The sequence below is a fragment of the Flavobacterium frigidum genome (genome assembly GCF_048286735.1).
Classification (GTDB): domain Bacteria; phylum Bacteroidota; class Bacteroidia; order Flavobacteriales; family Flavobacteriaceae; genus Flavobacterium.
In genome coordinates, this window is the sequence record NZ_JBLVPU010000006.1 from 74020 (window position 1) to 88427 (window position 14408).

A 14408-nucleotide genomic window follows, 5' to 3' on the forward strand; every position below is an offset into this window, starting at 1 on the left:
AATGTACTTTTGGATTAAATATTCTAGAACACTTGAAAAAAACTTCTACAAAAATAACTGCATTTATTCTAATTGCAATACTAATTTGCGCTTGTAACGCTGTAAAAAGAGTTCCAGAGGGGAAATTGCTGCTTACTAAAAACGAGATTGCCGTAAATGACAAAAAAATTAAGGACGAAACTGTTTTTAATCAACTGTATCAAAAACCAAACAGTACTTTATTAGGCTATCGTTTGCGATTGAATCTGTATAATCTTGCCAATCTAAATCCGGACTCTACGTATCAAGCTAAATTTACAAATAATCCAGAAAAATTTAGAAGAAAATCAAAATGGTTGTCTGAAAAGCAAGTAAACAGACTTGGCAAATCATTCTGGTATTACGGAATTCATGATTTCCTAAAAAAAACTGGAGAACCACCCGTTATTATTGATAAAGACAGGGCCGACAAATCCCTTTTGCGCCTCAAATATTATTATTTTAATAATGGCTTTTTTAATGTGGATGCTTCCTATAAAATTGACACGTTGAGTGTCAAAAAAGGGAGAATAAAATATGCTATTACATCTGGAAATGCCTATTTTTTAGATTCCTTAAAAACTACTATTTTGACCCCAGCGTTAGATTCTTTATATGAAACCAACAAATCTAATACCTTCATAAAGTCTAGGAATCAATACAAAACAGAAGATTTTGACAATGAAAAAAATCGTATTAACACTCATTTTAGAAACAACGGTGTTTATTATTTTCAGCCTAATTATGTGACCTTTGACATAGACACCATTAAGAAAGTGAATCAGGCCAACATCAATTTGAGAATTGCAAATTACTCCTACCAGCAGCAAGATTCGAGCAGAACAGAACCCTTTAAAATTTACAAAATAAGTGATGTAAATATATACACGGATTATTCTTCAAGCACCAATAACCAAAAAATCACAGATAGTACTACCTATAAAAACTTTAACTTATACAGCCAAGATAAATTAAAATACAAACCAAAAGCTATTACAAATGCGATCTTCATTACCAAAGGCGGCTTGTTTGCAGATTATAAAACGGTACTTACCACCCGTTATTTAAACAATCTCAAAATCTTTAATTACCCATCGATACAATATGAAGTTGACCCAAGAGACACAACTGCACAATCCTTAATTGCAAAAGTGTATTTGACCCCTCGAAAAAAATATAGTTTCGGCACCAATTTAGATGTTACCCACTCTAACATACAAAATTTTGGTATTGGAGTTAGCGTGTCAGAAACGGTACGAAATATATTTAATGGTGCAGAAACACTAGAACTTGCTGTAAGAGGAAATATTGGATCTTCTAGAAAATTAGCTAATCCTAATAATAATTTCTTTAATGTTTCAGAGTATGGGTTAGATTTAAAACTGAACATTCCTAGGATTTTCATGCCGTTCAGTACTGAAAAAATTATTCCAAAAAGTATGATTCCGTCAACGTTAATCACATTGGGTTTTGCAAAACAACAAAATATTGGTTTAGACAAAGAAAATTTCACTAGTACTTTATCCTACAATTGGACCCCGACTAGAAACTCAACTGCCCGATTTGATTTGTTCAACACACAGTTTGTGCGCAACCTAAACCCGCAGAATTACTTTAATGTATACGGTTCTAGTTATAATGCGTTGAACGAAATTAGCAAAGAATACAATACCAATTCATCTTATTACAACAATAGCATTGACCAAGATTTACTAATTGAAGAAGGAACTGATGGGTTCACTAACGATGTGCTGACTGGCAATGCCAATTTCTTGAAACCACTAGAGCTGGAAGATTTTCAAGCTGTAAAAAGTATTGAGGAACGAAGACTCCGACTTACAGAAAATGACTTCATTTTGGCTACCAGTTTTACTTTTTCAAAAACGACAAAAAAGGATTTAACAGACAACAATTTTTATCTTTTTAAGACCAAAATAGAATCGGCAGGAACTGTTTTAACAGCTGTTGCATCCACAACCAATCAAAAGAAAAACTCTAATGGAAATTATGAGATTTTCAATTTAGAATATTCTGAATACATCAAAACAGAATTTGATTACATCAAACATTGGGATTTATCCAAAGAAAAAATAGTAGCCTTTAGATCTTTTTTTGGCATAGCAATCCCTTTTGGCAACTCTGATTATGTACCGTTCTCCAGAAGTTATTTTTCGGGCGGATCTAATGACAACAGAGCTTGGCAACCTTATGGTTTAGGACCAGGAAGCAGTGGTGCTTTAGATGATTTTAATGAAGCCAATATGAAAATTGCGATTAGTGCAGAATTTCGATTTAAGATATTAGGCAGTTTGAAAGGAGCTCTTTTTGCAGATGCAGGAAACATATGGAACGTATTAGATAATGTTGAAGATGAAAAATCTACTTTCACCCAATTCAAAGATTTAAAAGACATTGCCTTGGGAACAGGATTTGGGCTCAGATACGACTTGAGCTTTTTTGTAATACGTTTTGATTTTGGATTTAAAACCTACAATCCTGCTGATGAAATCAACAAAAGATGGTTTAGAGATTACAACTTTGCCAACTCGGTTTTAAATTTTGGAATAAATTACCCCTTCTAATGCTAATTAATTCTTATTTTTGCACAACTAAAAACTAATAAAAAACAACTAAAAAAAGTACAATGGCACACAATATAAAACCTGGAGTAGCAACTGGAGATCAAGTTCAAGAAATTTTTAATTATGCTAAAGAAAAAGGATTTGCACTTCCAGCAGTAAATGTTACCGGATCGAACACCGTTAATTGTGTCCTTGAAACTGCAGCAAAATTAAACGCACCAGTTATCATTCAGTTTTCGAATGGCGGAGCACAATTCAACGCTGGAAAAGGACTTTCTAATGCTGGCGAAAAAGCTGCAATAGCAGGCGGCATAGCAGGTGCATTACACATTCATACCTTGGCGGAAGCTTACGGAGCAACCGTGATTTTACATACTGATCACTGTGCAAAAAAACTATTGCCTTGGATTGATGGATTATTAGACGCTTCAGAAGCACATTTTGCTAAAACTGGAAAACCTTTATATTCATCACATATGATTGATTTATCTGAGGAGCCAATTGAAGAAAACATCGAAATTTGCAAAGGCTATTTAGAGCGAATGAGCAAAATGGGTATGACTCTTGAAATTGAACTAGGGATTACAGGTGGTGAAGAAGATGGCGTAGACAACTCTGATGTTGATAGTTCAAAATTATACACACAACCTGAAGAAGTTGCATACGCATACGAAGAACTTTCTAAAATAAGCCCTCGTTTTACAATTGCAGCCGCTTTTGGAAACGTACACGGAGTATACAAACCAGGAAATGTAAAATTGACACCGAAAATTTTGAAAAACTCTCAAGATTTTGTTCAAAATAAATTCAATACTGGTCACAATCCAGTAGATTTCGTTTTCCATGGTGGATCTGGTTCAACACTTGAAGAAATTAGAGAAGGCATTAGCTACGGAGTTATAAAAATGAATATTGATACCGACTTGCAATTTGCATTTACAGAAGGTATTCGTGATTATATGGTGAAAAATATTGAGTACTTAAAAACTCAAATTGGAAACCCAGAAGGTGCCGATGTTCCTAATAAAAAACATTACGATCCAAGAAAATGGTTGCGTGAAAGTGAAATCACTTTCAATACAAGATTGGAGCAAGCATTTGCAGATTTAAATAACGTAAATACACTTTAAACTATTTTAAATTTTGAGTTATAAATTTTAAATTCTACTATGGAATAATTTATAATTCAAAATTTATAATTTATAATAATTAGGGATATGGCTTGGTTTAAGAGAAAAGAAAAAGGGATTACTACTGCTACCGAAGACAAAATGGACATTCCAAAAGGACTTTGGTACAAATCTCCAACTGGAAAAATTATCGATGCTGATGAACTAGCGCGTAACTTATTTGTAAGTCCCGAAGATGGTTTTCATGTTCGAATTGGAAGTACTGAATATTTTCAAATTTTATTTGACAACAATGAATTTGTTGAACTTGATAAAAACATGACCTCTAAAGATCCTTTGCATTTTGTGGACACAAAAAAATATGCAGATCGATTGAAAGATGTGATGGAAAAAACCAAACTTAAAGATGCTGTACGCACTGGAGTTGGAAAATCAAAAGGGAAAGAATTGGTGATTTGCTGTATGGATTTTGCTTTTATCGGTGGTTCTATGGGAGCTGTAGTTGGAGAAAAAATCGCACGAGGAATTGATCACGCAATTAAAAACAACTTGCCTTTTGTGATGATTTCAAAATCAGGTGGCGCCAGAATGATGGAAGCTGCTTATTCCTTAATGCAATTAGCCAAAACATCTGTTAAGTTAGCACAACTTGCCGAAGCAAAACTTCCTTACATTTCACTATGTACAGATCCGACAACTGGAGGTACAACTGCCTCTTACGCGATGCTGGGCGATATTAACATTGCCGAACCAGGGGCATTAATTGGATTTGCTGGCCCGCGAGTAGTACGAGACACAACCGGTAAAGATTTACCAGAAGGTTTTCAGACTGCTGAGTTCTTACTTGAGCATGGTTTCTTAGACTTTATTACTCCGCGAAAGGAACTAAAAGATAAGATCAACTTGTATATTGATTTAATTCAAAACAACACCATTAGATAAATGCCGATCTTCATAAAATAAAAATTCCTGTTTGCATTAGTAAACAGGAGTTTTTTATTTTAAGGAATACTTTTTTTTAAAAGTTGTATCGAAATCCCCCATATATATTTCTTCCGGGCGCATTAATTCCTGACGAAAATGTACGGTATTGAGTATCTAAAATATTTTCGACACCTGCAAATAAGGTAGCATTGTGATACACTTCAACACTAGTTTTTACGTTGTAGGTTTCCCAAGCTGGCATTCCGTTAACCGGTGCATATTGCAAATTATCTTCACCACTTGAAGAATAATCACTTCTTTTTTTCTTACCATTGTACAGCAAGTATGCTTCTATGCTTGCCCTAGAATTCGCATACAGAATACCAATTTTCCCAAAAAAAGGCGCTATATGATCTAATGGAGCTTGTGGCGCACCTTCTTCAATAATTCTACCCAAATTATAATTAAAATTAGCATCGACCTTTACTTTTGATACAACCATCGCACTAAATTTAGTGGACAATCCTGTAATAAAAGCTTTTCCCTTATTTTGATTGGCAAAAACCTTACTTAATGTTCCATCATATAAAATCACGCTTTGCCCCTCATATTGAAATGGGGATGTTGCAATAGCATTGTACATTCTGGTATAGAAATACGTGTTTTCAAATTTTATTTTTTTAGAATTAGTTTGCATAACAATCCCGATATCAGCAGTAACAGTTTTTTCTGGTTTCAATTTTGAATTAGGAACTATAAGCGTTCCTTGTACTGATTCGAAAACTTTGGCTAAGTCGTCAATGTTTGGAACTCTAAATCCGCTAGATACATTCGCCTTTAAAGCACAATGCTCTGATGTATTTTTAACAATTCCTATAGTACCGCTATACGTGAAATTATTCTGCTCTATTTTCGAAAATGGTAATGAAAAAAAAGAATTATCAGCAATAGTACTTTTTAGAGCAGTATTACCAACACGAGCGCCTAAATTCCAGAATGTGTTGTCGGCTATTTTATCATTATAGGAAATATAGATTTCGTTTCGCAACATTGCATTATCTCCATTGGGATATCGTGTACTGATTGAATTTTTTGAGCCAGTGTTTATATTAGTAGAATGTGCTGAAGAATTCAAGTTTTCATAATACGATTCTAATCCGTAAAACAACTCCCCGCTTTTAAATTTCCTAGTCAAGTCTACTGCAACAGAATACATTTTCACTTCTTCTTCTCTACTTTGTAAATTATAGTTTCCAAACCTTCTGTTGTGCCTGCTTTCCTTTACATTTTGAAAAGCAACAGTTAGTTTCAAGTCGCTAGAAATAAAAGCTTTTTTCTTATTCAAAGAATAAATTCCCAATACTCGCTCTTGTGGACCATAATACCATTGCGCATGCCTTAAACCTGTTGACGGATCCGTTTCTGTCAATCGATCGTAACGAGGAATATCTGTTGATGTCGAAAATTGTAAATTCAAACCATGCTCAAAACCTAAATTTGTTTTATAGCTTAATTTTTGCATGAGATTGTATTGCTTGAATGCTGTGTTTTTTTGAACGTATTTATCTTTATTCGCAACCAACTGATCCAAGCTATTTATTGTCGCAACAAAAAATGGGCGTTCTCCAAAAAAATCTTCCTTGTGATTTTTATTTTTTCCCATTTTTAAATCTCCAAAATCATTAAACGAAACTAGAGTCAAAGCGGCAAATTTTTTGGAAGCATAATTCAAATTTAAAGCAATAGATTGCTCTTGATTAATCGTACTGTAACGCATATTTACAGCTCCTGTCCATTTGTTCTGGACTTCATCTAAAAACTTTGCTTTTTTTGTTGTCATGCTAACGGCACCACCAAGTGCATCACTACCAAATAATGTAGAAGCAGGACCATAAAAAATACCTACATTATCAAGCATACTCTCATCGACTGTAATAACGTTTTGAAGATGTCCAGCTCTAAATATCAAATTATTCATACGAACACCATCCACTAATAACAAAACCCTACTGGCCTCAAAGCCGCGAATGGAAGGACTCCCACCACCTTGTTGCGATTTTTGAACAAATAATGAGCCCGAGTTGGACAAAACATCTGCGGTACTTTGAAAATTTTGAAAATCCATTTGTGCAGCAGAGATTACCACTACTTGAAACGGCAATGAAACTATTGGAACAGGCACTTTGTACGTCAAGACAACATCAGCAAGCTGGGTAGTATCCCTCTGATTTTGTGCGTATCCAGAAAACGAGAGCACTAACATGCTAAGAAAGATGACTTTTTTTATCAAACTAAAAAATGAGTAAAAGATGAAAGATCAACTGTTATTACATCCCTGTTCTAATTGCTTCAACAGGGTCTAGTTTTGAAGCAGAAATAGCTGGCAATATTCCCGATATTAATCCAATTATTGCGGCCAATCCTGTTCCTAGAATAATATTTCCCGCACTTAAAACAAACTCAAAATCCAATGCATTGGTCAAAATAAGAGAGATAATCCAAACTAGTAAAAGACCAATTATTCCACCAATTACGGACAATATTATAGCTTCAAACAAGAACTGAAACAATATAAATCTGTTTTTGGCACCTAGTGATTTTTGAATCCCAATTAAATTTGTTCGCTCTTTCACGGAAACAAACATGATATTGGCAATTCCAAAACCACCAACTAAAAGTGAAAAACCGCTAATAATCCAGCCCACAACATTCATTTGACCCAGAATCCCATCTATCAAATCTGTAAATCCAGAAAAAACATTTATAAAAAAATTATCAATTTCTCCAGCTTTCAAACCTCTATATCCTCTTAATTTTTGAGATAATTCACTTTTAAAAGCGTCCATATCTACTCCCTTTTCTGGTTTAATTATTATTGCATTTGTTAAAGAATCATTATTATCTCCATACAATTGACGTACAAAATTGACTGGAATATAAGCGGTCGTATCATTACTATCCCCAAATAAACCAGCTCCTTCTTTTTTCAAAACACCAATTACGGTAAAACGTTTGCCATACAAACGAACATTCTTACCTATGGGTTCCGCGCCCTCAAACAATGATTTTGCAATTTCATTTCCTAGTACAATAACTGAACTTCCCGAATTTGCTTCTGATTCATTGTAAAATCTGCCAGTTTCAAATTCTAAGCCTTGAATGTCGATAAATTCATGTGAAGATGGCACAATATTGATGTCGCTTACCGTTTTAGAATCAAATTTTATAGATTCTCTGCGGGTGAATATTTGAAACGCCATTTCATCAGTATTGGTCATAGCGCCTTTTAAATAAGTGTACTCGTCATACTTTATATTTGGAAATTGTTCTCGCTTCCATTGTGGAATTTCGGAAGGTCCAAAAGAAAATTTAATCAAGTAAATCGTGTTTTTATCCAAGCTACTCAAATCTTTAGTAATTTTTCTATCCAAGGAATCTACAGCAGCTAGAACCGCTATAATAGAAAAAATTCCAATCGTAACTCCTAACAAAGAAAGTAAAGTCCTTAACTTATTGTTTCGCAATGCATTCATAGCAAAACCCAAACTCTCTTTTAATAATCGAAAGTAAACTATCATAAATTATTTTTTATATTAAAGTAAAATTCAATAAATAGGATTCAAAATCCTAATGGAAAATGTATTCGTTGCTGACCGAGTCAATTATTATATCTTTACTCAAAAATAGGGATGAAAAATCACTATTATCTCATTTTCAAATGGCTTTATTTTCACATTAAAAAACTATTTTTGCATTTTATAACTATAACTACATAATGAACACAACAAAAAAAATTCAATCGGCATTAATCTCTGTCTTTTCAAAAGAAGGATTAGAACCTATAGTAAGACAACTAAACAGTCAAAATGTTACACTTTATTCTACAGGAGGAACAGAGGATTTTATAAAAAATTTAGGAATTCCTGTAATTCCTGTCGAAGATGTCACTTCTTACCCTTCTATTCTTGGTGGTAGAGTTAAAACATTACACCCAAAAGTTTTTGGCGGAATACTAAACCGCCAAGACAACGAGAGTGATGTGCAGCAAATGATCGAATTTGACATTCCACAAATTGACTTAGTAATTGTTGACTTGTACCCTTTTGAAAAAACAGTTGCCTCGGGCGCAAGCGAAGCTGATATTATTGAAAAAATCGATATTGGCGGAATTTCTTTAATTCGTGCTGCTGCAAAAAACTTCAAGGACACTGTAATTGTAGCTTCGGTAGATCAATACGGCTTGCTTTTAGATTTAATTACAACCCAAAACGGAGCTACAACACTAGAAAACAGAAAATTATTGGCTACTAAAGCATTTCATGTTTCTTCTCATTATGACGCTGCCATTTTTAACTACTTCAATACCGACGAAACAATTTACAAAGAAAGTATTGCTGATGGTCAAGTTCTAAGATATGGTGAAAATCCACATCAAAAAGGCTTTTTCTTTGGTGATTTTGATGCCATGTTTAAAAAAATTCATGGAAAAGAATTGTCGTATAACAATTTACTAGATGTAGATGCTGCGGTAAATTTAATTGCTGAATTTAAAAATGATGGCCCAACTTTTGCCATTTTAAAACACAACAACGCTTGCGGTTTGGCTACCAGAACTTCAATTAGCGATGCCTATGCTGCGGCTTTATCTTGCGATCCAACATCTGCTTTTGGAGGAGTTTTAATTTCAAATACAACAATTGATGTTACTACTGCGGCAGAAATAAATAAATTATTTTGCGAAGTGGTAATTGCTCCCAAATATGATGAAGAGGCCATAGTTATTTTACAAGAAAAGAAAAACCGAATAATTTTGGTTCAAAATGAAGTAGCATTACCACAAAAACAAGTTCGTACGTGCTTAAACGGAATTTTAGTTCAGGACAGAAACAATAGTACTGACAATAAACAAGACTTAAAAACCGTTACAGTAACAGAACCTACTGAACAGGAAATCCAGGATTTAATTTTCGCCTCTAAAATCTGTAAAAACACCAAATCTAACACGATTGTTTTTGCAAAAAACGGGACTCTTATTGCCTCTGGAACAGGACAAACATCACGAGTTGATGCGTTACAACAAGCCATAGAAAAAGCTAAAAATTTTCATTTTGACTTGCAGGGTGCTGTAATGGCAAGCGATGCATTTTTCCCTTTTCCTGATTGCGTAGAACTCGCGAAAAAAGCGGGTATTACAGCTGTAATTCAGCCTGGAGGTTCCATAAAAGACGAATTAAGTATTAATTACTGCAACGAAAATAAAGTTGCTATGGTATTTACAGGAACTCGTCATTTTAAACATTAATTTGTTTAACTTTGCTCGTCACAATTTTATAACTTTTAACCCTTAAAAAACTTATGGGATTTTTTGATTTCATGACCGAGGATATCGCGATAGACCTTGGTACCGCTAATACTTTAATCATACATAATGATAAAGTTGTAATAGACAGCCCTTCGATAGTTGCTCGTGATAGAATTTCAGGCAAAATTATCGCTGTTGGTAAAGAGGCCAATATGATGCAGGGAAAAACACATGAAAACATTAAAACGATAAGACCTTTGAAAGATGGTGTAATTGCTGATTTTGATGCTTCAGAAAAAATGATTAGTATGTTCATAAAGAGCATACCCGCTTTAAAAAAGAGAATGTTTACTCCCGCTTTACGAATGGTAGTTTGTATTCCTTCAGGAATTACTGAAGTGGAAATGAGAGCTGTAAAAGAATCTTGTGAAAGAGTAAATGGTAAAGAAGTATATTTGATTCACGAACCAATGGCAGCCGCTATTGGAATTGGCATTGACATCATGCAACCTAAAGGAAACATGATTGTTGATATTGGCGGTGGAACAACTGAAATTGCAGTAATTGCCTTGGGTGGAATTGTATGTGACAAATCAGTAAAAATTGCTGGTGATGTTTTTACCAATGATATCGTATATTACATGCGTACACAACACAATCTTTTTGTTGGAGAAAGTACCGCTGAAAAAATAAAAATTCAAATTGGTGCCGCTATCGAAGATCTAGAAACTCCTCCAGAGGATATGTCTGTTCAAGGTAGAGATTTACTTACTGGTAAACCAAAACAGGTTGAAGTTTCTTATAGAGAAATTGCAAAGGCATTAGACAAATCCATTCAAAGGATTGAGGATGCTGTTATGGAAACTTTATCTCAAACACCACCAGAATTAGCCGCCGACATCTACAACACCGGAATCTACCTTGCCGGTGGAGGATCTATGTTGAGAGGTCTTGACAAAAGAATTTCACAAAAAACGGACTTGCCTGTTTACATCGCTGAAGATCCATTACGAGCAGTTGTAAGAGGAACTGGAATGGCTCTAAAAAACATTACAAAATTTAAGAGCATTCTAATTAAGTAATTTTTAAGGTATTCCTTTCTTACTTTGAGAAGTACGTTATTTTTAGACTTATAAAATACATTCAGTTATTTACATTATACCGCTAAGAAATGCAGCAAATATTTAATTTTATTTTTAAAAACAGTAATCGGTTACTGTTTTTGCTGCTTTTGGGTGTTTCGTTAACCCTCACCATTCAATCCCATTCTTTCCACAGGAGCAAAATCATCAGCTCTGCAAATTTTTTAAGTGGCGGAGTTTATGAAAGGGTGAATGTTCTAAACGAGTATTTAAATTTAAAAACACAAAATGATGCTCTTGCTCTTGAAAACGCACAGCTGAAAAATCTTTTATTTAATCGTAAAGACACCACTTTAGTCCAGAAATTAGACAGTATCAAGGGTGTTAAACCAAGTGATATTGTAGTGTCAAAAGTGATACATAACTCCTATAATGTACATGAAAATTATCTAACTTTAAATTCGGGTGAGTTAGAAGGTATTAAACCCGATATGGGCGTAATAAACAGTTTGGGAATTGTTGGTATTATTGAAAACACTTCTCCTAATTATGCTACTGTCATTAGTATCTTAAACAAAAAATCACAAATCAATGCCAAAATCAAGAAGTCAAATCATTTTGGTTCTTTGATTTGGAACGGTAAAAGTACCGGATTCGTTCAATTGGTCGATGTACCAAGATTAGCTGCGATACGAAAAGGAGATACCATTGTTACCGGTGGACAATCTGTAATTTTCCCAGAAAATATTAATATTGGAACAATTGACAAGATAGAAATAGACAATCAAACAAATTATTACACGATAACTGTGAGATTGTTTAATGACATGACCAACTTAGGCCATGTGTACATCATAAAAAATAAAGATCGAGAAGAGATTACTAATTTAGAAAAAAAGGGTAAAGATGAATAGCGCATTGTTAGTCAATATTTTTCGATTTATTCTATTATTAGCATTTCAAATTATCATATTCAACAATATGAATTTTTTGGGCTACATCAGTCCTTTTCCATATTTATTATTCATCATACTGTATCCTGTCAATGGAAACAAAACAGGTCTTGTGGTAGCTAGTTTTTTACTCGGTATTATGATGGACATGTTCAGTAATTCAGGAGGGATACATGCAACTGCCTGTTTGCTCCTAGCCTACTTTAGAACCTCTATTTTTAAATTCTCATTTGGTTTAAGTTATGAGTATCAAACGGTAAAATTAAATGACGTATTAACCCCTGAGCGGTTCTCGTTTATTTTACTATCAATAGTCATACATCATTTTACACTATTTTTATTAGAAGCTTTCCAGTTTAGCCTAATTTTTGATGTATTACTTAGAACTGTATTGAGCACTGTTTTTACACTAATTATTTGTATTATTATCATTTATCTTATTAAGCCAAACAAAAGATGAGAAAAGTCTTGTTGCCTTCTTTAATCATTCTAGCAACCTCTTTGCTTGTGGTTCGCATCTTTTATTTGCAAATTGTTGACGATACTTTAAAGCTAAAGTCCGAAAACAACGCCATTAAAAAAAAATACGATTATCCAGAACGCGGTTACATCTATGACAGAAAGGGAAAGCTATTAGTTGCCAATCAAGCTTCCTATGACATTATGGTTATTCCTCGAGAGGTAAAAAACACCGATACTTTAGAATTCTGTCAATTATTGAACATCACCAAAGAAGATTTTATAAAAAAAATTGAGAAAGCTACAGTTTACAGTCCGCGATTACCGTCTGTTTTTTTACCACAATTGAATAAAAGCGAATTTGCTGCTTTTCAAGAAAAAATAAGAAAGTATGAAGGCTTCTATTTTCAAAAACGTTCCTTACGTGACTACGAAGTGGCTTTTGGTGCAAATGTGTTTGGCTTTATTACTCAGGTAAATGAAAAGCTGGTCGCAAAAAATCCGTATTACAATAGTGGTGACTTAATAGGAAGACAGGGAGTTGAAGAAAGTTACGAAGATCTTTTACGCGGAATTAAAGGAGTCAAATACATTCAAAAAGATAAATTTAACCGTGAAATAGGTTCCTATAAAAATGGAAAATACGACACCATTGCAGTACAAGGAGAAGATATCAATCTAACTCTAGATGCCGAACTCCAAAAATACGGTGAAGAATTAATGATCAACAAAAGAGGTGGGATTGTTGCTATTGAACCCAGTAGTGGTGAAATATTAGCATTAGTCACAGCTCCATCCTATGATCCAGGAATACTAGTCGGAAGACAGCGCTCTAAAAACTATACCCAATTATACCGCGACTCCATAGCAAAACCGTTGTATGATCGTGGATTACTTGCAGAATATCCTCCAGGATCACCATTTAAAATACTTACTGGTCTTATAGCATTGCAGGAAGGTGTAGTCGATGAGCAGACCACTTTCTTCTGCAACGGTGGATTTAGTTATGGCCGAGGTCGTTTTCAAAAATGCCACTGCAAATCATTTGGACCACTACAATTACACAATGGAATTTACAAATCGTGTAACGCTTATTTCTCCAATGCCTATTTGAAAACAATTGGCAAATATGCTAAACCTGCTATTTCAGTAGACATTTGGTCCAATCACGTAAAAAGTTTTGGTCTGGGTCAATTTATGGGTTATGATTTACCTACAGGTAAAAAAGGGAACATCCCAGATTCAAAAACATATAAAAAAGTGTATCCAAATGGCGGCTGGAGAGGAACAACGATCATATCTAATGCTATTGGTCAAGGGGAAGTACTGATGACTCCCATTCAATTAGCGAATATGATGGCAACGGTAGCAAATGAAGGCTATTATTACACCCCTCATATTATCAAAAGAATAGAAGGTCATAAAATTGATGAAAAATTCACAACTAAACACGTTACCTCTATTGATAAAAAACATTTCAAACCTATGATTAGCGGCTTGTTTGATGTGTATAATTTAGGAACTGCTAGTGCGCTAAGAGTGGATGGCATTACTATTTGTGGGAAAACTGGTACTGCAGAAAATTATGCCAAAATTGGCGGGATGCGTGTAAAAATGGAAGATCATTCTATCTTTGTAGCTTTTGCACCAATGGAAAATCCAAAAATTGCCATTGCTGTAATGATTGAAAATGGTGGATTCGGGTCTGCAATTGCTGGACCTATTGCCAGTTTACTAATTGAAAAATACCTTCTTCAAAAAATAACTAGAGTTGATCTAGAAAAAAAAGTACTTGCAACAAGTTTACAAGGTCGTTATGCTAAATTAGGGGGATTGTCAGAAGCAATAAAATTACAACTACGCATTGCTGACTCACTCCAAAAAAAGAAAACAGCAATTCCTGCAGTCAAAGCCAAAATAGACACTACAAAAACGAACAAACAAGCCATTTAAATAAA

At 34.2% G+C, this 14408-nt stretch carries 10 protein-coding genes; 8 read left to right on the forward strand and 2 right to left on the reverse strand.

Going from position 1 to position 14408, the window contains the following annotated elements; genetic code table 11:
- Window positions 1–32 precede the first annotated feature (32 nt).
- From tamL to accD, 3 genes are all read left to right on the forward strand, one after another.
- The gene (gene tamL / locus ACNQGO_RS05420) at window positions 33–2600 is read left to right on the forward strand and encodes a translocation and assembly module lipoprotein TamL (protein WP_417984592.1); all 2568 of its coding nucleotides are present in this window, start codon (window positions 33–35) and stop codon (window positions 2598–2600) included.
- 62 nt (window positions 2601–2662) lie between these two features.
- Entirely contained in the window at window positions 2663–3730 is a 1068-nt protein-coding gene (fbaA, locus tag ACNQGO_RS05425) for a class II fructose-bisphosphate aldolase (RefSeq protein ID WP_417984594.1), read from the forward strand.
- Between the two features lie 87 nt (window positions 3731–3817).
- Complete coding sequence (accD, locus tag ACNQGO_RS05430) at window positions 3818–4672, forward strand: acetyl-CoA carboxylase, carboxyltransferase subunit beta (RefSeq protein WP_417946220.1); 855 nt, start codon at window positions 3818–3820, stop codon at window positions 4670–4672.
- Window positions 4673–4748: 76 nt separating this feature from the next.
- On the opposite strand, the gene ACNQGO_RS05435 is transcribed toward accD, so the two are convergent.
- Complete coding sequence (locus tag ACNQGO_RS05435) at window positions 4749–6944, reverse strand: TonB-dependent receptor plug domain-containing protein (RefSeq protein WP_417984595.1); 2196 nt, start codon at window positions 6942–6944, stop codon at window positions 4749–4751.
- Between the two features lie 37 nt (window positions 6945–6981).
- Window positions 6982–8232, reverse strand: a complete 1251-nt coding sequence (locus ACNQGO_RS05440) for an ABC transporter permease (RefSeq protein WP_417984596.1) — start codon at window positions 8230–8232, stop codon at window positions 6982–6984.
- 197 nt (window positions 8233–8429) lie between these two features.
- Between ACNQGO_RS05440 and purH the strand changes: the two genes are divergently transcribed.
- From purH to mrdA, 5 genes are all read left to right on the forward strand, one after another.
- On the forward strand, window positions 8430–9956 hold the full coding sequence (purH, locus tag ACNQGO_RS05445) for a bifunctional phosphoribosylaminoimidazolecarboxamide formyltransferase/IMP cyclohydrolase (protein ID WP_417984597.1): 1527 nt from the start codon (window positions 8430–8432) through the stop codon (window positions 9954–9956).
- 53 nt (window positions 9957–10009) lie between these two features.
- Window positions 10010–11038: a rod shape-determining protein gene (locus tag ACNQGO_RS05450; protein ID WP_114754800.1), complete on the forward strand. Its 1029-nt coding sequence runs from the start codon at window positions 10010–10012 to the stop codon at window positions 11036–11038.
- Window positions 11039–11127: 89 nt separating this feature from the next.
- On the forward strand, window positions 11128–11952 hold the full coding sequence (gene mreC, locus ACNQGO_RS05455; RefSeq protein WP_417968936.1) for a rod shape-determining protein MreC: 825 nt from the start codon (window positions 11128–11130) through the stop codon (window positions 11950–11952).
- Window positions 11945–12451, forward strand: a complete 507-nt coding sequence (locus tag ACNQGO_RS05460) for a rod shape-determining protein MreD (protein ID WP_417968934.1) — start codon at window positions 11945–11947, stop codon at window positions 12449–12451. Before mreC ends, ACNQGO_RS05460 begins: the two co-directional genes overlap by 8 nt.
- Window positions 12448–14403, forward strand: coding sequence for a penicillin-binding protein 2 (gene mrdA, locus ACNQGO_RS05465; RefSeq protein WP_417984598.1), 1956 nt, complete (start codon window positions 12448–12450; stop codon window positions 14401–14403). The genes ACNQGO_RS05460 and mrdA overlap by 4 nt, the downstream gene beginning before the upstream one ends.
- Window positions 14404–14408: the final 5 nt, after the last annotated feature.